Annotated in this window: 25 protein-coding genes, 1 pseudogene and 1 riboswitch; of the genes and pseudogenes, 20 read left to right on the forward strand and 6 right to left on the reverse strand. The window is 70.9% G+C overall.

Features of this window, described 5'->3' with window-relative positions; translation table 11 throughout:
* The first annotated feature begins 100 nt into the window (after positions 1 to 100).
* The 10 genes and pseudogenes from rpsD (at position 101) to YWW_RS0106525 (ending at position 7,156) form a co-directional block, all read left to right on the forward strand.
* Positions 101 to 706, forward strand: coding sequence for a 30S ribosomal protein S4 (gene rpsD / locus YWW_RS0106480; RefSeq protein ID WP_081687241.1), 606 nt, complete (start codon positions 101 to 103; stop codon positions 704 to 706).
* Positions 707 to 1,144: 438 nt separating this feature from the next.
* Positions 1,145 to 1,366: a translation initiation factor IF-1 gene (gene infA / locus YWW_RS0106485; RefSeq protein ID WP_026929479.1), complete on the forward strand. Its 222-nt coding sequence runs from the start codon at positions 1,145 to 1,147 to the stop codon at positions 1,364 to 1,366.
* 27 nt (positions 1,367 to 1,393) lie between these two features.
* Entirely contained in the window at positions 1,394 to 1,510 is a 117-nt protein-coding gene (gene rpmJ / locus YWW_RS34865; protein WP_081687242.1) for a 50S ribosomal protein L36, read from the forward strand.
* A 180-nt stretch (positions 1,511 to 1,690) separates the two neighbouring features.
* Complete coding sequence (gene rpsM, locus YWW_RS0106495; protein WP_026929480.1) at positions 1,691 to 2,065, forward strand: 30S ribosomal protein S13; 375 nt, start codon at positions 1,691 to 1,693, stop codon at positions 2,063 to 2,065.
* Between the two features lie 18 nt (positions 2,066 to 2,083).
* Entirely contained in the window at positions 2,084 to 2,482 is a 399-nt protein-coding gene (rpsK, locus tag YWW_RS0106500; RefSeq protein WP_026922444.1) for a 30S ribosomal protein S11, read from the forward strand.
* Between the two features lie 154 nt (positions 2,483 to 2,636).
* On the forward strand, positions 2,637 to 3,683 hold the full coding sequence (locus YWW_RS0106505) for a DNA-directed RNA polymerase subunit alpha (protein ID WP_026929481.1): 1,047 nt from the start codon (positions 2,637 to 2,639) through the stop codon (positions 3,681 to 3,683).
* A gap of 54 nt (positions 3,684 to 3,737) precedes the next feature.
* Positions 3,738 to 4,085 (forward strand): annotated as a pseudogene (gene rplQ / locus YWW_RS28710) (50S ribosomal protein L17); the annotation flags it as partial.
* A gap of 116 nt (positions 4,086 to 4,201) precedes the next feature.
* Positions 4,202 to 5,017: a tRNA pseudouridine(38-40) synthase TruA gene (gene truA / locus YWW_RS0106515; protein WP_026929482.1), complete on the forward strand. Its 816-nt coding sequence runs from the start codon at positions 4,202 to 4,204 to the stop codon at positions 5,015 to 5,017.
* A gap of 153 nt (positions 5,018 to 5,170) precedes the next feature.
* Entirely contained in the window at positions 5,171 to 6,625 is a 1,455-nt protein-coding gene (locus YWW_RS0106520) for a vWA domain-containing protein (protein WP_026929483.1), read from the forward strand.
* 147 nt (positions 6,626 to 6,772) lie between these two features.
* Positions 6,773 to 7,156, forward strand: coding sequence for a group I truncated hemoglobin (locus YWW_RS0106525; RefSeq protein WP_026929484.1), 384 nt, complete (start codon positions 6,773 to 6,775; stop codon positions 7,154 to 7,156).
* Between the two features lie 132 nt (positions 7,157 to 7,288).
* On the opposite strand, the gene YWW_RS0106530 is transcribed toward YWW_RS0106525, so the two are convergent.
* The 6 genes from YWW_RS0106530 to YWW_RS0106555 form a co-directional block, all read right to left on the reverse strand.
* Positions 7,289 to 8,539, reverse strand: a complete 1,251-nt coding sequence (locus YWW_RS0106530) for an MFS transporter (RefSeq protein WP_026929485.1) — start codon at positions 8,537 to 8,539, stop codon at positions 7,289 to 7,291.
* On the reverse strand, positions 8,536 to 9,072 hold the full coding sequence (locus YWW_RS28715) for a MarR family winged helix-turn-helix transcriptional regulator (protein WP_051325446.1): 537 nt from the start codon (positions 9,070 to 9,072) through the stop codon (positions 8,536 to 8,538). Before YWW_RS28715 ends, YWW_RS0106530 begins: the two co-directional genes overlap by 4 nt.
* A 74-nt stretch (positions 9,073 to 9,146) precedes the next feature.
* Complete coding sequence (locus YWW_RS0106540) at positions 9,147 to 9,908, reverse strand: SDR family NAD(P)-dependent oxidoreductase (protein ID WP_026929486.1); 762 nt, start codon at positions 9,906 to 9,908, stop codon at positions 9,147 to 9,149.
* A gap of 159 nt (positions 9,909 to 10,067) precedes the next feature.
* Entirely contained in the window at positions 10,068 to 10,724 is a 657-nt protein-coding gene (locus YWW_RS0106545) for an HNH endonuclease family protein (RefSeq protein ID WP_035697969.1), read from the reverse strand.
* A gap of 197 nt (positions 10,725 to 10,921) precedes the next feature.
* Complete coding sequence (locus YWW_RS0106550) at positions 10,922 to 11,332, reverse strand: cupin domain-containing protein (RefSeq protein ID WP_211228453.1); 411 nt, start codon at positions 11,330 to 11,332, stop codon at positions 10,922 to 10,924.
* Positions 11,333 to 11,375: 43 nt separating this feature from the next.
* Positions 11,376 to 12,350: a hypothetical protein gene (locus YWW_RS0106555; RefSeq protein ID WP_026929489.1), complete on the reverse strand. Its 975-nt coding sequence runs from the start codon at positions 12,348 to 12,350 to the stop codon at positions 11,376 to 11,378.
* A 162-nt stretch (positions 12,351 to 12,512) separates the two neighbouring features.
* Between YWW_RS0106555 and YWW_RS0106560 the strand changes: the two genes are divergently transcribed.
* The 10 genes from YWW_RS0106560 (at position 12,513) to rpsI (ending at position 20,542) form a co-directional block, all read left to right on the forward strand.
* Positions 12,513 to 13,115, forward strand: coding sequence for a class I SAM-dependent methyltransferase (locus YWW_RS0106560; protein ID WP_026929490.1), 603 nt, complete (start codon positions 12,513 to 12,515; stop codon positions 13,113 to 13,115).
* A 160-nt stretch (positions 13,116 to 13,275) separates the two neighbouring features.
* On the forward strand, positions 13,276 to 13,917 hold the full coding sequence (locus tag YWW_RS0106565; protein WP_026929491.1) for a hypothetical protein: 642 nt from the start codon (positions 13,276 to 13,278) through the stop codon (positions 13,915 to 13,917).
* Positions 13,918 to 13,995: 78 nt separating this feature from the next.
* Positions 13,996 to 14,106, forward strand: a riboswitch (TPP riboswitch).
* Positions 14,097 to 14,774 (forward strand): thiamine phosphate synthase, encoded by a 678-nt coding sequence (gene thiE / locus YWW_RS28720; RefSeq protein WP_051325448.1) that lies wholly within the window; start codon positions 14,097 to 14,099, stop codon positions 14,772 to 14,774. (Overlaps the previous riboswitch by 10 nt.)
* The gene (thiO, locus tag YWW_RS0106575; RefSeq protein WP_035704115.1) at positions 14,774 to 15,832 is read left to right on the forward strand and encodes a glycine oxidase ThiO; all 1,059 of its coding nucleotides are present in this window, start codon (positions 14,774 to 14,776) and stop codon (positions 15,830 to 15,832) included. The genes thiE and thiO overlap by 1 nt, the downstream gene beginning before the upstream one ends.
* Positions 15,829 to 16,020, forward strand: coding sequence for a sulfur carrier protein ThiS (gene thiS, locus YWW_RS0106580; RefSeq protein ID WP_026929493.1), 192 nt, complete (start codon positions 15,829 to 15,831; stop codon positions 16,018 to 16,020). Before thiO ends, thiS begins: the two co-directional genes overlap by 4 nt.
* Positions 16,021 to 16,022: 2 nt before the next feature.
* Positions 16,023 to 16,790 (forward strand): thiazole synthase, encoded by a 768-nt coding sequence (locus tag YWW_RS0106585; RefSeq protein WP_035697971.1) that lies wholly within the window; start codon positions 16,023 to 16,025, stop codon positions 16,788 to 16,790.
* Positions 16,787 to 17,608: a bifunctional hydroxymethylpyrimidine kinase/phosphomethylpyrimidine kinase gene (thiD, locus tag YWW_RS0106590; RefSeq protein ID WP_026929495.1), complete on the forward strand. Its 822-nt coding sequence runs from the start codon at positions 16,787 to 16,789 to the stop codon at positions 17,606 to 17,608. Before YWW_RS0106585 ends, thiD begins: the two co-directional genes overlap by 4 nt.
* Positions 17,609 to 17,626: 18 nt before the next feature.
* Positions 17,627 to 19,189 (forward strand): phosphomethylpyrimidine synthase ThiC, encoded by a 1,563-nt coding sequence (gene thiC, locus YWW_RS0106595; protein ID WP_026929496.1) that lies wholly within the window; start codon positions 17,627 to 17,629, stop codon positions 19,187 to 19,189.
* A 340-nt stretch (positions 19,190 to 19,529) separates the two neighbouring features.
* Complete coding sequence (rplM, locus tag YWW_RS0106600) at positions 19,530 to 19,973, forward strand: 50S ribosomal protein L13 (RefSeq protein WP_026929497.1); 444 nt, start codon at positions 19,530 to 19,532, stop codon at positions 19,971 to 19,973.
* Between the two features lie 23 nt (positions 19,974 to 19,996).
* Positions 19,997 to 20,542 carry a 30S ribosomal protein S9 gene (rpsI, locus tag YWW_RS0106605; RefSeq protein WP_026929498.1) on the forward strand — a complete coding sequence of 182 codons (546 nt, stop codon included), beginning with the start codon at positions 19,997 to 19,999 and terminating at the stop codon, positions 20,540 to 20,542.
* The last annotated feature ends 48 nt before the right edge of the window (positions 20,543 to 20,590 follow it).

Genomic DNA, 20,590 nt, shown 5'->3' on the forward strand with positions numbered 1-20,590 from the left:
TGTGCGCGCCGCACGAGCGCGTTACACTTCCGCGTTTCTGCACGTCAGAGACGACTTGTGCCCCGAATCGGGGCTCGTTCATGAATTACTGGAGATTGCATTGCAAGCGAAGGCGAAAGTCAAGCTTTCCCGTTCCCTCGGCGTCGCCCTGACGCCGAAGGCCGCCAAGTACATGGAGCGCCGTCCGTACCCTCCGGGGCAGCACGGCCGCGGCCGCAAGAAGGAATCGGACTACAAGAACCAGCTCGTCGAGAAGCAGCGCCTGCGCGCGCAGTACAACATCAGCGAGCGCCAGCTGCGCAACGCCTACCAGGAGGCCGTGCGCAAGCAGGGCAAGACCGGTGAGGTCCTGGTCGGCATCCTCGAATCCCGCCTCGACGCCTTCGTGCTCCGGGCCGGGTTCGCGCGCACCATCTACCAGGCGCGCCAGTTCGTCAACCACGGTCACTTCATCGTGAACGGCCGCAAGGTCGACATCCCGTCCTACCGGCTCAAGCCGAACGACTTCGTGCAGGTCCGCAAGAAGTCCCGCACGATGACGCCGTTCCAGCTGGCCGCGGCCGGCGCGTGGGCGGGCGAGCAGACCCCGGCCTACATCGAGGCCCACCTCGACGGCCTGGTGGCCCGCTTCATCCAGGTGCCCGAGCGCAAGCAGGTCCCCGTGATCTGCGACGAGCAGCTCGTCGTCGAGTACTACTCGAAGTAGCAGCTCAGTCGAGTACTGCTCGAAGTAAGAGCTCGACGAGGCGGTCCGCCGCTCCAGTGGCGGACCGCCTCGTACGCGTACCAGTGCCGTCCGTCACGGTCTCCCCGCTGGTAGTCGCTTCGCGGACGCGAGTAGACTTAGCCAGCGGTGCAGTCCGCTCTGCCCCAGTTCGCCCGCGCTCCGGTGGACCGAGGCGGATACTCACGACGAACAGCACCAGTGCGACCAGGACGCGGCCCCCGTGCCGCGCCGAGGTCGCGAGCGGCCCTCACCAGCGCGAATTCATTGCTCGCAAGCTTCGCGACGGCCAAGGCCGCGAAACGCCCGATCAACGCAAGCGGCCCCTGCCGGGGGCCCGGGACGTTGCGCGGGCTGCCAGTTGCTCCGGACCCGGACGGGTGCGGAGTTTCGGACCGAGTTGTCACGGTAGCGGAGGACATGCCGAAAAAAGACGGTGCCATCGAGATTGAAGGCAAGGTCGTCGAGTCCCTCCCGAACGCTATGTTCCGGGTGGAACTCACCAACGGCCACAAAGTACTCGCTCACATCAGCGGCAAGATGCGGCAGAACTACATCCGGATCCTCCCAGAGGACCGCGTGGTCGTCGAACTCTCGCCGTACGACCTGTCGCGCGGGCGGATTGTCTACCGCTACCGCTGACCTGACGACTACACGTAAGTAGGACTCGTGAAAGTCAAACCGAGCGTCAAGAAGATCTGCAAGAACTGCCGCGTGATCCGCAGGCACGGACGGGTGATGGTCATCTGCTCGTCCGACCCGCGTCACAAGCAGCGTCAGGGCTAGAACTTCACACGCAACGAGCAAGGCCCCACGCTTGAGAGATGGGGAACCGCCGCCAGTGCGCCCGAGGCGCACAACCCCCGGTTCGGAGGCCGGGGCTCGCATCGCCCATCAGGGCAGGGAGTTCCACTCCCGGCGAGACGGCAGCGGTCAGACCTCCGAGAACGCTAGGAGAACGCCTAGATGGCACGCCTGGTCGGAGTGGACCTCCCGCGCGACAAGCGCCTGGAGATCGCACTCACCTACATCTACGGTGTCGGCCGCACGCGCTCGCTCGAGACGATCGAGGCCACCGGCCTCGACCGCGACAAGCGGGTCAAGGACCTCACCGACGAGGAGCTGGTGAAGCTCCGCGACCACATCGAAGAGCACTACCAAGTCGAAGGCGACCTGCGCCGCGAAGTGCAGGCCGACATCCGCCGCAAGATCGAGATCGGCTGCTACCAGGGCCTGCGCCACCGCTACGGCCTCCCGGTCCACGGTCAGCGGACCAAGACCAACGCTCGGACCCGCAAGGGCCCGAAGAAGACTGTCGCCGGAAAGAAGAAGGCCCGCTAGGGCTGAGGAGCGCAAGAGATGCCACCGAAGACTCGCGGCGGTTCCAAGAACCCGCGCGCAAAGAAGAAGAACGTCCCCCAGGGACAGGCTCACATCAAGAGCACCTTCAACAACACCATCGTGTCGATCACCGACCCGACCGGTGCCGTCGTCTCCTGGTCCTCCGCCGGCCAAGTGGGCTTCAAGGGCTCCAGGAAGTCGACCCCCTACGCCGCGCAGATGTGCGCCGAGGCCGCCGCCCGCAAGGCGATGGACAACGGCATGCGCAAGGTCGACGTCTACGTCAAGGGTCCCGGCTCCGGCCGCGAGACCGCGATCCGCTCCCTCCAGGCCGTCGGCCTCGAGGTCGGCTCGATCAACGACGTGACCCCGCAGCCGCACAACGGCTGCCGCCCGCCCAAGCGGCGCAGGGTCTGACCGCCCGAGCGTCCCGGGCGTTTCGCATCGGGACGCCGGCGGTCGCCGTCACAATTGAACCCGTCAGGGAGGCATCGGGGCGACGCAGCCCAGGTGTGCTCACCATTTCTCGGCGCCATATAGCGGGCGCCCTGAACCGAAGGAATCAATCAACGTGCTTATCACTCAGCGGCCCTCGCTCTCTGAGCAGCAGATCAGCCCGACCCGCTCGAAGTTCACCATCGAACCGCTCGAGCCCGGCTTCGGCTACACGCTCGGCAACTCGCTGCGGCGCACGCTGCTGTCGTCCATCCCGGGCGCGGCGGTCACCTCGATCAAGATCGACGGCGTGCTGCACGAGTTCTCCACCATCCCCGGCGTCAAGGAGGACGTCGTCGAACTGGTGCTGAACGTCAAGCAGATCTGCGTCTCCTCCGAGAACGACGAGCCGGCCACCATGTACCTGCGCAAGGAAGGCCCCGGCGAGGTCCTCGCCGGCGACATCCAGCCGCCCGCCGGCGTGCAGGTCCACAACCCCGAGCTCAAGCTCGCGACCCTCAACTCGAAGGGCCGCCTGGACATGGAGTTCGTGGTCGAGCGCGGCCGAGGCTACGTCTCGGCCCCGCAGAACAAGGCCGACACGAACGAGATCGGCCGCATCCCGGTCGACTCGATCTACTCGCCGGTCCTGAAGGTGGCCTACTCGGTCGACGCCACCCGCGTCGAGCAGCGCACCGACTTCGACAAGCTGACGGTCGACGTCGAGACCAAGGCCTCGACCTCGCCGCGCACCGCGCTCGCCTCCGCCGGCTCGACCCTGGTCGAGCTGTTCGGGCTCTACCGCGAGCTCGACACCGAGGCCGAGGGCATCGACGTCGGGCCCAGCCCGGCCGACCAGCAGCTGGCCGCCGACCTGGCGCTCCCGATCGAGGACCTGGACATGACCGTCCGCTCGTACAACTGCCTCAAGCGGGAGGGCGTCAACACCGTCGGAGAGCTCATCAACCGCACCGAGGCCGACCTGCTCGACATCCGCAACTTCGGGCAGAAGTCGATCGACGAGGTCAAGATGAAGCTCGCCGGCATGGGCCTGAGCCTGAAGGACTCGCCGGGCACCTTCGACCCCTCCGAGGCCGCAGCGGCCTTCGGGTCCGAGGAGAGCCCCGAGCCCGATGAGTACGAAGACGACGGTGAGGACCTCCGCGAGACCGAGCAGCTCTAGCGCTGCGCGGCCTCCGCTCGGGCGGGGGCCGACCAAGACCACAGGAGCAAGACAATGCCTAAGCCTTCCAAGGGCCCGCGCCTGGGCGGTTCCCCGGCACACGAGAAGCTGATGCTGGCCGGCCTCGCGGCCTCGCTGTTCGAGCACGGCAGCATCACGACCACGCTGACGAAGGCGCGCCGCCTGCGTCCCTACGCCGAGCGTCTGATCACGTACGGCAAGAAGGGCAGCCTGCACCACCGCCGCCTGGCGCTGGCCAAGCTGCGCAACAAGGACGCCACGCACGACCTGTTCGAGCAGGTCGCCCCGCGCTTCGCCGAGCGCGAGGGCGGTTACACCCGGATCATCAAGGCCGGGAACCGCAAGGGCGACAACGCGCCGATGGCCATCATCGAGCTGGTCGACTAGCGACCGCGCTCGGGCCTCCGGGCCCGGCCGCACGGCATGCGACCGCGCGCAGGGCACAGCTCTGCGCGCGGTCTTCTGCTTCCCATAGGATTTCTCCCCGGGAGGGACGGGTGGAGGACAAGACGAGGCTGCGGCTCGGCGTCGCCTACGACGGCGCCGACTTCTCCGGCTGGGCGCTGCAACCGGGGCGGCGGACCGTCGCCGCCGAGGTGATGCGCGCCTGCGAGCTGCTGTTCGGGCACATCGAGGACTTCACCGTCGCCGGGCGCACCGACGCGGGCGTCCACGCCACCGGGCAGGTCGTCCACGTCGACGTCCCCGCCGCGAAGTGGGAGGCCCTCGCCGAGAAGCTGCTGTGGCGCATGAGGGGCATCCTGCCGCCGGACGTGCGCGTCACCTCGGCCGAGGCCGTCGACTCCTCCTTCAACGCCCGCTTCGCCGCCAGGTGGCGCCGCTACACCTATCGCGTGGCCGACGCGACCTGGGGCGTCAGCCCGCTGCGCCGGGCCGACACCCTCGCCTGGCCCCGGCGGCTCGACGTCGAACGCATGCACGCCGCCTGCCGGCGCCTGATCGGCGAGCACGACTTCGTCGGCTTCTGCAAGCAACGCGAGGGCGCCACGACGATCCGCGAGCTGCTCCAGTACGACTGGGCCCGCGACGGCGAGGGCGTCGCGGTGGCGACGGTCCGCGCCGACGCGTTCTGCCACTCGATGGTCCGCAGCCTCGTCGGCGCCGCGCTCGCCGTCGGCGACGGCCGCCGCGACGAGGAGTGGCTGGCCTCGATCCTCGATCTCGGCGAGCGAGCGAACGACGTCCACGTCGTCGGCCCGCACGGCCTCACCCTCGCCGAGGTGTCGTATTCGGACGACCCGGCGGACTGGCGGTCCCGCATCGACCTGACCAGGAGGGTCAGGACCCGCTGAGGCCCGCGACCGGACCGTGACCTTGTGACGGTCCGGACACGGATCGGTCCGATTTCCTCACCGGCGCATCACGGTTCGGGCACAGACGGAACCGCCGTCGGAAAAAGACGGTCTCATGGGCATGTACCTCCGCCGAACACGAAGGGACCCCTCATGAGACACCCGCTGAAGGCCGTGACCCTGACCGTGCTGCTGCTGGCGCCGCTCGCCGCCTGCACCGGCGGCGAGGGCGGCGGCCTCGCCCAGAACGGCGCCCCCGCGCCCGCCGACCACCCCGAGGAAGAGTTCGCAGGCGGTCCGGTCTCCCCGGCCGAGGACCCCGAGTCGACCTTCGCCGTCGACATCGACAGCGCCTCCTACGACTTCGCCCGCGGCTCCCTGAACGACGGCGAACTGCCGCCCGAGGACCAGATACGCCCCGAGGAGTTCGTCAACTACTTCGACCAGGGCTACGCCGAGCCCGACGGCGCGGGCTTCGCGATCACCGTGGACGGCGCCGAGCTGCCCGAGTGGTACGAGGCCGGCGACGCCACCCACGTCATGCGCGTGGGCCTCCAGACCCGCAGCGAGAGCGACGAGGCGAGGGCGGACGTGAACCTGACGTTCGTCATCGACGTGTCCGGCTCGATGTCCGGCGACCGCATCCAGATCGTCCGCGACTCACTCCACACCCTCATCGACGAGCTGCGACCCACCGACGCGGTCGCCATCGTCACCTACGAGTCGGACTCCGAGGTGCTCAAGGAGATGACACCGGTCGGCGACGGCGACGAGCTCCACGACGCCGTCGACGACCTGGAGTCGAACGGATCGACCAACATGCACGCCGGCCTCGTCGACGGCTACGAGATCGCCGGCGAATCCTTCGACTCCGGCAAGGACAACCGGGTCATCCTGCTCTCCGACGGTGAGGCCAACGTCGGCCTCACCGAGCACGATGCCATCCTCGAGGACCTCGAACCGCAGATCGCCGAGGGCATCACGCTCCTGACCGTCGGCGTCGGCGACTCCTACAACCAGGAGACGCTGGAGCAGCTGGCCGACAACGGCGACGGCTGGGCCGTCTACTTCGCCACGGCCACCGAGGCCGAGCGCGTCTTCTCAGAGCGGCTCACCTCCACGCTCGGCGTCGCCGCGCGCGACGCGAAGATCCAGGTGACGTTCTCGCCCGACACCGTCGCCGAATACCGGCTCATCGGCTTCGAGAACCGCGCCATCGAGGACGAGGAGTTCGAAGACGACAGCGTGGACGGCGGCGAGGTGGGGCCCGGCCACAGCGTCACCGCGCTGTACGCGCTGACGCTCACCGGCGAGTCCGGTGAACTCGCCACGGCCGAGGCGCGCTGGCTGGACCCGGAGAGCGGCGAGGCCGACACCGTCGCGGCGACGATGTCCGGCGCCGACCAGTCGGCGTACGGCGACGCGGCGCCGAGCCTGGGCGTGGACGTGGTCGCCGCCGCCTTCGCCGAAGCGCTGCGCGGCAGCGCCGAAGGCTTCGACTGCGAATCGCTCCTGCCCGCGGCGCAGGAGCTCGCCGCCGCGAGCGACGACCCCGACGTCGACGAACTGGCCGAGCTGATCGCGGTCGCCGCCGACCTCGGTGCCTGAGCGCCTTGACGCTGCTGGACCCTGCCGGGATGTGAACACCGGGTTTCCGGGGCCGCATTCCGGCAGGGCCGACTCGGCAGGGCCGCCGGAACACGATGCCAACGCCGAGGCCACGGTCCGGCACCACCTGTGGCCCATGCTGATGCGATGAACGACACTCCTGAAACGCAGGCGACCACCACGGTGTTCGAGCAGATCGGCGGCGAGGCCGCGGTGGAGGCCGTCGTGGCGATCTTCTACGGCAAGGTCACCGACGACCCCGCGCTGGCCGGATACTTCGAGGGCATCGACATGGACCGGCTCAAGACCCATCAGGCCCGTTTCGTGGGGCAGGCGCTCGGCGCGAGCCGTCCCTACAGCGGGCGCTCCATGCGCAAGGCCCACGCGGACCTGGCGATCACCTCGCCCGACTTCGACCGGGTGGTGGGCCACCTGGCCGCCTCCCTGACCGAGGCCGGTGTCGACGCGGAGACCATCGGCGTGATCGCCGGAGCGCTCGCCCCGCTGAAAGACGAGATCGTCACCGCTTGAACGAGGGTCGGATACGTGTGGGGCCTGGCGTTTCGCGCCCGGCCCCACACGCGTCGTGGCTCGATTCAGCGCCGGACGGCGCTGCGTGAGACCGCCGCCTCCTCGCTCAGCAGGTGGCACACCGCGATCGCACTACGGCACTGATCCTTCCGCGACGCTGACTCGGAACTCGCGCAGTGGGCGGTTGCGCAGGGCGATCCACAGCACCCCCACCACACAGAGCAGCCCGCCGGAGACCAGTGCGACCGGCGCGGAGCTCAGGCCCGCGACGGCTCCGGCGCGGGCGTTGCCGAGGTCCGGTCCGGCGATGCCGATGACGTGTTCGGCCGAGGAAACTCGTCCCCGGAGGCTGTCGGGGGTCACCAACTGCACCAGTGTGCCGCGAGCGATCACGCTGACGGTGTCGGCGGCGCCGGCGACCGCGAGTGCTCCGAGCACGGCCCACAGCGGCTCGGCCAGGCCGAATCCCGCCAGGGCCACGCCCCACGCACCGGCTGCCCACAACTGGACCAGTCCGGGGCGATCGGCGCGGGAGACCAGGCCCGACAACAGTCCTGCGACGATGCCGCCGACCGCGATCGCGGACGGGAAGAGCCCGAGCGTCTCCGGGGAGCCGCCGAAACGAAGTTCGTTGATCATGGGGAACAGCGCGATCGGCATCGCCAGCAGGGTCGCGAACAGGTCGATGCCGAACGACCCGCGCACCTCGCGGGCGCGAACGATGTGCCGCAGCCCGTTCGCGATGGAGCGCAGTCCCGCTCGGTGTCCGTCGGCGTTCAGCGGCGGCAGTGCGGGTAGGCGGAGGACCGCGTACAGGGCGACGATGAAGGTGACCGCCTCGATCGCGTAGCACGCCGTCAGGCCCCATTGGCCGATGATGAGGCCGCCCAGCGCGGGCCCCGCGAGCATGGCGCCCTGGAAGCTCAGGTGTTGCAGGGCCAGCCCGGCGGGCACGAGGTCGCGGGGCAGCAGCCGGGCCGGGAAGGTGCGGCGGGCCGGTGCGCCGAGGGCCGAGCAGCTCGCCTGGGCGGCCACGAGCGCGAAGATGATCGCCAAGTGGTGGGTCTGGGCCACGGCCTGGGCGGCCAGCGCGGCGGCGCACAGCATCTGGCCGAGCGTCGTCCACCGGACCAGGACGCGCCGGTCGACCGCGTCGGCCAGCGAGCCGCCGACGGTGCCGAAGACGATCATCGGGATCGCCGAGGCCAGGCCGATCATGCCGGTCCACACCGGGCTCCCGGTCAGTTCCCAGACCTGGAAGAGGACGGCGAGGACCGTCATCTGGTGGCCGAGGGCCGACAGGGAGGTGCCCGCCCACAGGCGCCGGTAGTCGGCGCTGGCGGCGAGCGGTCGCGTGTCGACCAGACCGGTGCGTGCGCTCACCGCTCGTCCTCGTCCCCGCTTTCGGCGTCGCCCTCACTCTCGGGGCCGTTGTCCCAGGAGTGTTCGAGGTGTTCGGCGATCCGCTCGCGAAAGCCGCGTTGCGCCAGCCGGGCCGTCATCGCCTCGATGTAGTCGGCGAGGTGGACCGGCAGTTCGGCGTCGAGGGCCTCGGCGGCGTCCTCGGTGGCGCGCCACTCGGCCTCCAGGAACGGCACCAGATCCCGGCCGCGCTCGGTCAGCCTGACCACGCGGGTGCGCGCGTCGGGGCCGGGCACGGTCTCGACCAGGTCCTCCTCGCGCATCGCCGCGACGGTCTGGCTCAGGGCCGAATGGGTCCTGTCGAGGCTCTCGGCGAGGTCGCGGATCGTCATCGGGCCGCGGTGGGCCAGCCGGATCAGCGGGTAGGCGAAGCGAGGACGCACGCCGCTCAGGCCCCGCTCGGCGTACAGAGCGGCGATGTCGGCCTCCATGCGCTCTTGCAGCGCCATCAGCGGGCGCCAGTAGCCGCGCTCAGTAGGGTCGGTATTTGTCACAGCGCTAATATAACAGCACTGTTGGAAACATCGAATCGCAAGCTCGGAGGCCCGCGCGGGTCTCCGAGCCTGCGTCACCGCGCGGTGAAACCGCCGTCGATGGACATGGCCGTGCCGGTGATGAACGAGGCCTCGTCGCTCAGCAGGTGGCACACCGACGCCGCGATCTCCTCCGGCCGCGCGACGCGCCCCAGCGGGTGCAGGCCCTCGACCATCTCGCGGCCCTCGGCCGTGGCCCCGGTGGTCGCCCCGAACAGGGGCGTGTCCACGCCGCCGGGCAGCACGGCGTTGACCCGCACGCCCTGCGCGGCGGTCTCGAGCGCGGCGGCCTTCGTCAGACCCACGACGCCGTGCTTCGCGGCCACGTACGGCGCGACCGTGCCCAAGCCGACCACGCCGAGGTTCGAGGCGTTGTTGACGATCGCGCCGCCGCCGGAGGCCGCGATGGCCGGGATCTGGTGCTTGAGCCCGAAGAACACGCTGGTGAGGCTCTGCGCGATGTCGGCGTGCCACGCCTCCGTCTCCACCTGCGGGAGCGGCCCGAAGGCGTTCATGCCGCCCGCGTTGTTGAAGGCGCCGTGGAGCCCGCCGTATTCGCCGATGGCGACGGCCACGAGCCGTTCGACCTCGGCCTCGACGGTCACATCGGTGCGGACGTAGGCGGCCGTGCCGCCCTTGGCGGTGATGGAGGCGACGGCGGTCTCGCCGACGTCCTTGCGGCGCGAGGCGATGAGCACCGTGCCGCCTTCGGCCGCGACGCGTTCGGCGACGGCCAGCCCCATGCCGGTCGCACCTCCCGTGACGATGACCACTTTGGACTCGAATCGCTGTGGCATGACTGCTCCTGTCTTGATGTTCCGCATCATCGGTACGGAGCAAGTCTCGTCGGCGGCCGCGGCCCGCGCTGGCACGAAACCGACATGGCGTTCCGGCCGGGAAGGCGGGAGGGGCCGCCGCGGGGACGGCGGCCCCTCTGGGGGGAGCGAGGTCGGTCTTCAGCAGTAATTCGACAGGTGCGACTGGAGCGCGCTCTTCTCGGCGGAGTCGACGCTCAGGTCGTAGAGGTACTTGACGTGGATCCACGCCTTGACATAGTCGCAGCGGACGGAGGCGTTCGGCGGCATCCACTCGGCCGGGTCGTAGGAGCTCTTGGAGGAGTTGACCGAGGTGGTCGCGATCCACAGCTGCGGCGAGTCGACGTCGTTGGCGAAGGCCTCGCGCTCCGCGGTGCTCCAGTCCCTCGCCCCCGAGCCCCAGGCCTCGGCGAGGGCGACGACGTGGTCGATGGTGGCGTTCGAGACCGTGCTGGTCCACGTGTCGTCGAAGTCGGACTGCCAGGAACCGGAGTCCGGCTGGCAGTCCGAGCCCGTCTCGACGTCGGAGCCGTCGCGAAGGAGGACGTACTGGCGGGCGGTGCAGCCGTCGCCGACGCTCGACCAGTGCGGGAACAGGTCCCGGTCGTAGCCGCTGTTCTGCTCGGAGGCGACGGTGAGGGCGTTCAGCTCGGACTGCGCGGTGGAGTCCGAGGGGATGCCCGGCGGGCGGACGGCGGCGGCGGGGGAGGTGTCGAGGACGACGACGCCGAGGGCGGCCAGCGAGGCCGCCGCCAGCACCGCCGCGCCACGGCGCGCGAAGCGCTTCACGATATGCATCTGATGCTCCTGTGAGGGTCGGTCGGGGGGACCGGACGGCATGACACGAGCCGGGGACCGGATCGAGTCCATCGACTCACTTCGATCAAAACATGGGATGATGGGGCAAGGCAAGAGACAAAGCAAATCGTTAACGACATAGACACGCGTTTCTCACGGAATCGTGGCGTGTCGGACATTCGCGACCTTGGCGGCGCCTACTCGAGCAGCTCGGCGTCATGCTCCTCGAACAGCCGCCGCATCGCGCCGGGACTGCGGTCCGCGGCGCCGTGAATCGCCCCGATGAGCGCGTTCGTCTTGGCGCCCATGACCAACAGGTACCGGGCGGGTTCGGGCCTCGGATTCCGGTAGGTGTGGACCGTGCCGCCTGGCACGATCGCCGCTCCTCCCGCCGGGACCTCGACCTCCTCGTCGCCGATCCGGACCGCGAGCGTCCCTTCGAGCACGTACCAGGCCTCGTCCTCGGTGTGCCGGTGCAGCGGCGCCTCGTAGCGCCGCTCCCCGTCGGGCGACCCCGCGGCCTCCCACTCGGCGAGAACCAGTTTCGACCCCGGCGGGGCCAGGGTCTTGCCGCGCATGTTCGATTCGGAGAACTTCGGAGCGGACACGACCCTCACCTGCTTCGCTCGGCGGCTGCCGTGCGACGGGTCGTCACTCGACACTGCGGCGGGGAAGGAGCTGATCCACCAGCCACACGTCGAGGATATCGTTCACCACCGCCATGACGGCCTCGTCGGCGTCCTCCAGGTCCTCGCCGTCGGTGCGGCCGATGACCACGTACATCAGGTAGTGCCCGTAGGTGTTGTAGCCGACCATCGTCGCGGCGCGGCCGAGATCGGCGCCCGCGCCGTCGCTGCGCAGCGCGGCGAAGCCGCCCTCGAGGCCCGCCTCGACGGCGTCGCGCAGCCCCTCGGCCTCGGCCGCGTCCTCGAGGTTGAGCACCCCGGCGGTGGCCGCGTACTCGCCGTCGGGGCTGGCGAGCGTCGCGCGGACGGTCTGGGTGCAGCCGGAGTCGGCCAGCAGCTCGGCGAGCTCGTCCAGACCCGCCTCGGAGCAGTCGGCGAGCTCCTCGGTCGCCAGGACCTCGTACGCCCCGGCCCCGCCGGCCGGAGTGACCGAGGACGAGCCGAACAGCTCGGCGACCGTGATCGGCTCGGGGTCGGTCGCGCGCTGCTCGATCGGGTCGACCACGCCCGGCGCCGCCGATGAGGCGTCCTCGGAGGACTGCGGCCGCGTGTCCTCGGCCGACGGCGCGTGCTGCGTCGTCGGAGCGGTCTCGCCCTCGCGCAGCACGATGAACGCCCCCGCGCCGCAAGCGGCCACGACGGCCAGGCCGCTGACCACCGCGAGCACGATCAGCCACCAGCGGGTGCGGCGGCGGGCGCGCTGAGCGGCGCGGCGGAGCGGACGCGAGGCCTGGATGCGATCCAGATGCCCCTGCATCTCCTCTTCCGCGGAACGCTGCGCCGGCATCGGCGGCAGCGGCGTCTCCTCGGGACTGAGCCGCATCGTCGGCGCGGTGCGGTGCGCGCGGTCGATGTGTTCAGCCCGGTCGAAATCCTCGACGGTGTGCTCGTGTCGCTCCTCGCGCTGCGGGACACCGAAGGGGGACGGGCCGTGTGCCATGAGGGGAGCATAGACCCGGGGCGGCCCGGAACCGGGGAACGTTCCCCCTGGGGGAGTAAACCGAGCGCTCCTCCGCGAACGGGAGACCCCGGGCGCCCCTGACGTCACACGAGTGGGCCGATCCGCGGCGAGCGGGCACCGGGGAGAGGCGACAATGGGGGCGTGTCCGAGCAGCCAGAGCACTACTTCAGCGAGCAGCCCGCCGTCGACGACCGCGAGCGCACCGTCGCCTTCGAACTGGACGGCGTGAACTACGAGCTGACCACCTCGACCGGCGTCTTCTCCGGCGGCCGCCTCGACCCGGGGACGAGCGTGCTGCTGAACAAGGTGGTCCCGCCCGAGGAGGCCGGGACGTTCCTGGACCTGGGGTGCGGGTACGGGCCGATCAGCGCGGTGCTGGCGCGGCGCGAGGACGCGGAGGTGTGGGCGGTCGACGTGAACCGGCGCGCCCTGGACTTGGCGCGGCGCAACACCGCGAAGGCGCCGGGCACGGTGCGCGTCGCGACTCCCGGGGAGGTGCCGCGGGAGGTGTCGTTCGACGAGATCTGGTCGAACCCGCCGATCAAGGTGGGCAAGGAGGCCCTGCACGAACTGCTGGAGACGTGGCTGCCGCGCCTGAAGCCCGGCGGCGTGGCGTGGCTGGTCGTCTCCAAGCACCTCGGCGCGGACTCGCTGGCGCGCTGGCTCGCCGGTGCGGGCTGGGCGGTGGACAAGCACGCCAGCGCCAAGGGTTACCGTGTGCTGAAGGTCGAACACGGCGCCTGACCATTCGGGCGCACGCCTCGAACACGCCGCTTCGCCCGTCTGCGGCGGCACATCGCCGTGCGGCCGGATCACGCCCCGCCCGAGCGGAGACCTGCCGCCGCGGCCTGCGGGCCGGCAGAGGACGGCCGACGCATTCGCCACTCTCCCGGAAGGATCGGATATGACCTCGCAGTCCCCCTCCTCGGACTGGATCCACGTCCACCTCACGCCCGAAGAGATGGAGTCCGGCTGCGAGAAGGAGGTGGAGGTCGACGCGCCCGGCCCGTGCGTCAACTGCGAAGGCTCGGGCCGCGACGCCGAGACCGCGGACGTCTGCGAGTTCTGCGGCGGCGGCGGGACGATGACGGCGACCCGGACCGAGACGATCACGCTCCCCGCCGGACTGTCCGACAACGTCGCCGTGTCCGTCGAGGGCGGGCACATGGTCTTCGTCCACGAGCGCGGCGGGCCGGAGCGGCGGAGGGGCGGCCCGCCGCCGTCGACGCGCGTCGACCGGGACCGGAGGCGCTCGTCCGCGGGGCTCCCGCTCATCCTGATCGGCATCGTCTCCATCGCCTTCGGGATATGGGTGTGGGCCGACACGACGATCTGCGACCCCTCCCGGTACCAGTGCACCACGGTCATCGACGGCCGGGCCGTCGGCGAGTCCACCAAGACCGTCCAAGAGCAGCGGACGGACGCGCTCCTCGGGCTGGTGTTCGCGATCCTGATCGGACTCGCGTTCGCGGTGCCCGGAATCTGGATGCTGTACAAGGGCAGGCGGCGGCCGGACCGGGACGGCGACCTGCCGGACGCCGGCTGATCCGAACGTGGAGTGTCCGCATCCTGACACCGGGCTTGCCGCCGCGCAGCGTGATGACGTAGCGTGGGCCGCGTAAGCGAATACACCCACGGGAGTCCGATGCATCGGGCTGAGAGGGGACTCGGTAGTCCCGACCGTCGAACCTGATCCAGATCATGCTGGCGCAGGGAGAAGGAGCCATGCACGCTACTCGTCTACCCCGACTCCACCTCATCACCGACACCCGCGACGGCGCCTCTCCACTGGCCGTCGCGCAGGCGGCGCTCGAAGCCGGAGCCAGGCTCGTCCAGATCCGGCCCGAAGACCACTACACCGACCGGGCCGCCCTCGACCTCGCTGCGGCCCTTGCCGAACTGTGCGATCAGTGGAACGCGGTCTGCCTCGTCAACGACCGCGTCCACATCGCCCAAGCCGTCGGCGCGCACGGCGTCCACCTCGGCGCCGACGACCTGCCCGTCGACGTCGCCCGCCGCATCCTCCCCGACGCCGCCGTCATCGGCGGCACCTGCCGCGAACCCGAGTCCGCCCGCGCCGCCCGCCGCGCCGGAGCCACCTACCTCGGCGTCGGCCCGGTGTGGACGACCAGCACCAAGACCGGCCTGCCCCGGCCCATCGGCCTCGACGGGCTCGCCGCCGTCTGCGAGGCCGTCGACCTCCCCGTCATCGCCATCGGCGGCATCACCGCCGAACGCGCCCGCGAATGCCGGGCCGCCGGGGCCCACGGCGTGGCCGTGGTCGGCGCGATCGCCTCCGCCGACGATCCGAAACGCGCCACAGCCGAACTCCTCGAGGCCGTGGGCGAGTACCGCCTTCAGCCCGGTCCGGGTGAAGGCGGGCGACGGGCGGGAGACGACTGATGCGCCTCGCCGTCGTCGGCGCCGGATCGATCGGGCTCGCCATCGCCTGGCGGGCCGCGAACCTCGGCGCCCGAGTCACCGTCCACGACCCCGCGCCCGGTTCCGGAGCGTCTCGCGTCGCCGCCGGGATACTCGCCGCCGCGACCGAAGCCCAGTTCGGCGAGGAGGCCCTCCTCCCGTTCATGGCCGAATCGGTCGACGCCTGGCCCGGCTTCGCCGCCGAGCTCGAAGCGGCGTCCGGAGTCCCCGTCGCCCACCGCGACACCGCCACGCTCATGGTCGGCCTCGGTGAAGGCGACCGCGCCGAGATCGACCGCCTGGCGGCCCTCTACCGCACCACCGGCCGCACCGTGGACACGCTCGCGCCGCGCCGGGCCCGCGAGCTCGAGCCGCTGCTGACCCACCGCGTCCGAGGCGGCGTGCTCGTCCCCGGCGACCACGCCGTCGAGCCCCGCGCCGTCCACGCCGCGCTCCTCGCCGCCGCCGAGCGCGCCGGTGTGGAGTTCCGCGCAGCGCACGTCGAGGACCCGGCGGCGCTCGACGCCGACCAGGTGGTCCTCGCCGCCGGATGCGGCTCGGCCGCATTCGGACTGCCGGTCCGGCCCGTCCGCGGCGCCGTCCTGCGGCTGCGTGCCTCGGCGGTCCAGCCGCGGCCCGCCGGGACCGTCCGCGGGCACGTCCACGGGCACGCGATCTACATCGTGCCCCGCGACGACGGCGAGATCGTCGTGGGCGCCACCGTGGACGAACGCGGCTTCGACCGCACCACCGGCACCGCCGGGGCCGCCCACGATCTGCTGCGGTGGTCCATCGACCTCGTTCCCGAGATCGCCGAGTACCACCTCGACGAGATCACGGTCGGATTCCGGCCCACCGCGCCCGACAACCTCCCGCTCATCGGCCGCGTCGACGACCGCACCATCGCCGCGACCGGCCACTACCGGCACGGCATCGCGCTGACCCCGGCCACGGCCGACCGCGTCGCGGCCCTCGCGCTCGGCGACGCGGACGCGATCCCGGCCGCATTCGATCCCCTGCGATTCGAGGAGGGCTCATGAACATCGAACTCAACGGCCGCGCACGCCACGACGTCCGGACCATCGCCGAAGCCGTCGCCGCCGTCACCGAGGCCGAACGCGGCATCGCCGTCGCCCTCAACGGCGAGGTCGTCCCCCGCTCCGAATGGGACCGCCCGCTCGCCGACGGCGACACCGTCGAAGTCCTCACCGCCACCCAAGGAGGCTGACCATGGACAAGCTCCAGATAGCGGACCGGACCTTCGGGTCCAGGCTCATCCTCGGCACCGGCGGCGCCGCCAACCACGCCCAGCTCGCCGACGCCATCACCGCCTCCGGCACCGAACTCGTCACCGTCGCCCTCCGCCGCGTCGACCCCCGCGCCGAAGGCTCCATCGTGGACGTCATCGAGCGCTGCGGCGTCGACGTCCTGCCCAACACCGCCGGGTGCTTCACCGCCGAGCAGGCCGTCCGCACCGCCCGCCTCGCCCGCGAGGCCTTCGAAACCGACTGGGTCAAACTCGAGGTCATCGGCGACGAGGACTCCCTCCTGCCGGAGCCGGTCGAGCTCCTCGACGCCGCCGAGACCCTCGTCGGCGACGGCTTCACCGTCCTGCCCTACACCAACGACGACCCGATCCTGGCCCGCCGTCTCGAAGAGGCCGGCTGCGCCGCCGTCATGCCGCTGGCCGCGCCCATCGGCACCGGCCTGGGCATCCGCAACCCCCACAACCTCGCACTCATCTGCGAGCAGGCGGGGGTGCCGGTCATCTGCGACGCCGGCATCGGCACCGCCTCCGACGCCGCGCTCGCCATGGAACTGGGCTGCGCGGCCGTCCTGCTCGCCACCGCCGTCACCCGCGCCGCCGACCCCGCGCTCATGGCCGGGGCCATGCGGGACGCCGTCCGCGCCGGGCGCGCCGCGCGCCTGGCCGGGCGCATCCCGAAACGCCGGCTCGCGCGGGCCTCCACCAGCTTCGAAGGGATCGCCGAGCTGTGACACCCGCACACCGGCAGCCGCCCGTCGCACTCACCGTCGCCGGATCGGACTCCGGCGGCGGCGCCGGCATCCAGGCCGACCTCCACACCTTCGCGGCCCACGCCGTCCACGGCACCAGCGTCGTCACCGCTCTCACCGCGCAGAACACCCGCGGCGTCACCGCCGCCCACGCCGCGCCCGCCGACTTCGTGCGCGCCCAGCTCGAGGCGGTCCTGTCCGACTTCGACGTCGCCGCGGTCAAGACCGGGATGCTCGGCGACGAGGCGACCCTCGGCGTCGTCGCCGAATACGGCGGCGCCGACCGGCTCCCCTTCCTCGTCGTCGACCCCGTCATGGTCACCACCTCGGGCGATTCGCTGTTCTCCGGCGACGCCGCCGCCTACCTCGGCAGGCTCGGCCCGCTCGCCACCGTCATCACACCGAACCTCCCCGAGGCCGGGCGGCTCCTCGGCCGCGAGCTCCGCGGCGTCGACGACATGCGCGAGGCCGCCCGCGCCCTGGCCACCTACGGCCCGCGCGCCGTCATGGTCAAAGGCGGACACGCCGCGGGAGCGAGCGTGACCGACGTGCTGTGGTGCGACGGCCGGATGCTCGACCTCACCGCCCCGCGCGTCGAGACCCGCAACACCCACGGCACCGGCTGCACCCTCGCCGCCGCGATCGCGGCCCGGCTCGCGCTCGGCCACCCGCTCGCGCAGGCCGTCGCGGGCGCCAAGACCTATGTCACCGAGGCCCTCAAGGCCGCGGCGAGCTGGAGGCTCGGCGCCGGACCCGGCCCCGTCCACCACCACCACGGCCGCAAGAGCGCCACCCTGTAGCAGCATCGAGGAGACGACATGGCATCCGCCGCAAGGAAGAAGATCTACGTCCAAGGCCCCCGCCCCGACGTCCGCGTGCCGTTCACCGAGGTCGCGCTCGGCGGCGGCGAGGAACCGGTGCGGCTCTACGACACCTCCGGCCCCGGCTCCGATCCCGAACAGGGCCTGCCGGGGCTGCGCCGCGCCTGGATCGAGGAGCGCGGCAGCGGCGAACGCAACACCCAGCTGCACTACGCCAAAGCCGGGACCGTCACCCCCGAGATGGCGTTCGTCGCGGTCCGCGAAGGGCTCGACCCCGAGTTCGTGCGCGACGAGATCGCCGCCGGGCGGGCCATCCTCCCGGCGAACGTCAACCACCCCGAGACCGAGCCGATGATCATCGGCAAGCACTTCCTCACCAAGATCAACGCGAACATCGGCACCTCCGCGGTCTCCGACTCCATCGCCGACGAGGTCGAGAAGCTCACCTGGGCCGTCAAGTGGGGCGCCGACACGGTCATGGACCTGTCCACCGGCAAGCACATCCACGAGACCCGCGAGCACATCGTCCGCAACTCCCCGGTCCCGATCGGCACCGTCCCGCTCTACCAGGCCCTCGAGAAGGTCGGCGGCGACCCGGTCGAACTGAACTGGGAGGTCTACCGCGAGACGATCATCGAGCAGGCCGAGCAGGGCGTCGACTACATGACCGTCCACGCCGGAGTGCTGCTGCGGTACGTGCCGCTCGCCGCGGACCGCGTCACCGGGATCGTCTCCCGAGGCGGCTCCATCATGGCCGCCTGGTGCCTGGCCCACCACCAGGAGAGCTTCCTGTACACGCACTTCCGGGAGCTGTGCGAGATCTTCGCCGAATACGACGTCGCCTTCTCCCTCGGCGACGGCCTGCGGCCCGGCTCGATCGCCGACGCCAACGACGAGGCCCAGTTCGCCGAGCTGCGCACCCTCGGCGAGCTGACGAGGATCGCCTGGGAGTACGACGTGCAGGTCATGATCGAAGGCCCCGGCCACGTGCCGATGCACAAGATCAAGGAGAACGTCGACCTCCAGCAGGAACTCTGCGGAGAGGCACCGTTCTACACGCTCGGGCCGCTCACCACCGACGTCGCCCCGGCCTACGACCACATCACCTCGGCGATCGGCGCGGCCATGATCGGCTGGTTCGGCACCGCGATGCTCTGCTACGTGACCCCCAAGGAGCACCTCGGCCTGCCCAACCGCGACGACGTCAAGGAGGGCGTGATCGCCTACAAGATCGCCGCCCACGCCGCCGACCTCGCCAAGGGCCACCCGGCGGCGCAGGCCTGGGACGACGCGCTGTCGAAGGCGCGGTTCGAGTTCCGCTGGGAGGACCAGTTCAACCTCTCGCTCGACCCCGACCGGGCCCGCGAGTACCACGACGAGACGCTCCCGGCCGAGCCGGCCAAGACCGCGCACTTCTGCTCCATGTGCGGCCCGAAGTTCTGCTCGATGAAGATCAGCCAGGAGCTCAAGGACTACGCCCGGCAGGGCATGGACGAGAAGAGCGAGGAGTTCACGCGCTCCGGCGGCAAGGTCTACCTGCCCGTCGTGGACGGCGCCTGACGCCCCGCGCCGAACCGGGACCGCGAGCGGATCCGGCACCGGGCGACGCCCCGCGCGGCGGGCCGGCGCGCGCGCCGGCCCGCCGCGCGGGGCGTCGCCCGAGCGCGGGCTGTATCCGAGGTCACGGCGGCCGCCTGCCGGTCGGCTTCGAGGGCCGCGTAAAATGAGTAGCTGTTGTTCGAGTGCGCTCGTCAAGAGGCACTGTCCAACGAATCCCGACCGGGCCGCCCAGCGGCCCGCGCCCCTGGCGGGCGGGGCCCGAGGGCTCCCGGGATTCAGGCGGCTCCGCGACATCTCCGCGGGGTTCGTTCCACACCGACAACGAAAGCTAGGTAAACCTGTGCGCACGTACAGCCCCAAGCCGGAAGACATCGACCGGCAGTGGCTCGTGATCGACGCGTCCGACGTGGTGTTGGGTCGGCTCGCGACGCACGCGGCCCAACTGCTCCGAGGCAAGCACAAGCCCATGTTCGCTCCGAACACCGACACCGGCGACTACGTCATCGTGGTCAACGCCGAGAAGGTCGTCCTGACGCGCAACAAGCTGCTCCAGAAGAAGGCCTACCGCCACTCCGGTTACCCGGGCGGCCTCAAAGAGAAGACCTACGCGGAGCTCATGGAGAAGGCCCCGCACAAGGCCGTCGAGAAGGCCGTGCTCGGCATGCTGCCGAAGAACAAGCTCGGCCGAGCCATGTTCAAGAAGCTGAAGGTGTACGTCGGCCCCGGCCACCCGCACACCGCCCAGCAGCCGAAGCCGTACGAGATCACGAAGGTCGCGCAGTAGGCGCGTCGAGGAGCAGAACACTCATGAGCGACCAGAACCAGGTCCCCGAGACCGTCGAGAACGAGGCCCCCGAGACCGCCGAGGCCCCTGAGGCCCCCGAGGCCGTCGCCGAGGCGCCCGTCGAGGTCCCCGCCGACGTGGCCGCGGCTCCGACCGTGCCCAGCGTCCCCGCCGTCCCGGCCGACCGGCCGATCCAGACCGTGGGCCGCCGCAAGCGGGCCATCGCGCGCGTGCGCCTCGTCCCGGGCACCGGCAAGTACGTCGTCAACGGCAAGACCCTCGAGGACTACTTCCCGTCCAAGGTCCACCAGCAGACCGTGGCCGAGCCCTTCGTCACCGTCGAGGCCGGCGACAACTTCGACGTCCTCGTCAACATCAAGGGCGGCGGCGCCACCGGCCAGGCCGGCGCGCTGCGCCTGGGCATCGCCCGCGCCCTCATCGAGGTCGACCCGAACATGCGCCCGGCCCTCAAGGCCGCCGGCTTCCTGACCCGCGACGCCCGCGAGAAGGAGAGCAAGAAGTACGGTCTCAAGAAGGCCCGCAAGGCGCCGCAGTACTCGAAGCGCTAGCACCGCTTCCCCTCCGGGAGGGGGCACGCTAGTCTGCAACATGCGACG

The organism is Glycomyces tenuis DSM 44171, from assembly GCF_000427885.1.
Lineage (GTDB): Bacteria > Actinomycetota > Actinomycetes > Mycobacteriales > Micromonosporaceae > Glycomyces > Glycomyces tenuis.

Coding starts and splice junctions, on each gene's coding strand:
- infA (WP_026929479.1), top strand. CDS start 1,145: ATGCCGAAAAAAGACGGTGCCATCGAGATTGAAGGCAAGGTCGTCGAG.
- rpsM (WP_026929480.1), top strand. CDS start 1,691: ATGGCACGCCTGGTCGGAGTGGACCTCCCGCGCGACAAGCGCCTGGAG.
- rpsK (WP_026922444.1), top strand. CDS start 2,084: ATGCCACCGAAGACTCGCGGCGGTTCCAAGAACCCGCGCGCAAAGAAG.
- YWW_RS0106520 (WP_026929483.1), top strand. CDS start 5,171: ATGAGACACCCGCTGAAGGCCGTGACCCTGACCGTGCTGCTGCTGGCG.
- YWW_RS0106525 (WP_026929484.1), top strand. CDS start 6,773: ATGAACGACACTCCTGAAACGCAGGCGACCACCACGGTGTTCGAGCAG.
- YWW_RS0106540 (WP_026929486.1), bottom strand. CDS start 9,908: ATGCCACAGCGATTCGAGTCCAAAGTGGTCATCGTCACGGGAGGTGCG.
- YWW_RS0106545 (WP_035697969.1), bottom strand. CDS start 10,724: ATGCATATCGTGAAGCGCTTCGCGCGCCGTGGCGCGGCGGTGCTGGCG.
- YWW_RS0106555 (WP_026929489.1), bottom strand. CDS start 12,350: ATGGCACACGGCCCGTCCCCCTTCGGTGTCCCGCAGCGCGAGGAGCGA.
- YWW_RS0106565 (WP_026929491.1), top strand. CDS start 13,276: ATGACCTCGCAGTCCCCCTCCTCGGACTGGATCCACGTCCACCTCACG.
- thiE (WP_051325448.1), top strand. CDS start 14,097: ATGCACGCTACTCGTCTACCCCGACTCCACCTCATCACCGACACCCGC.
- thiO (WP_035704115.1), top strand. CDS start 14,774: ATGCGCCTCGCCGTCGTCGGCGCCGGATCGATCGGGCTCGCCATCGCC.
- thiS (WP_026929493.1), top strand. CDS start 15,829: ATGAACATCGAACTCAACGGCCGCGCACGCCACGACGTCCGGACCATC.
- YWW_RS0106585 (WP_035697971.1), top strand. CDS start 16,023: ATGGACAAGCTCCAGATAGCGGACCGGACCTTCGGGTCCAGGCTCATC.
- thiC (WP_026929496.1), top strand. CDS start 17,627: ATGGCATCCGCCGCAAGGAAGAAGATCTACGTCCAAGGCCCCCGCCCC.
- rpsI (WP_026929498.1), top strand. CDS start 19,997: ATGAGCGACCAGAACCAGGTCCCCGAGACCGTCGAGAACGAGGCCCCC.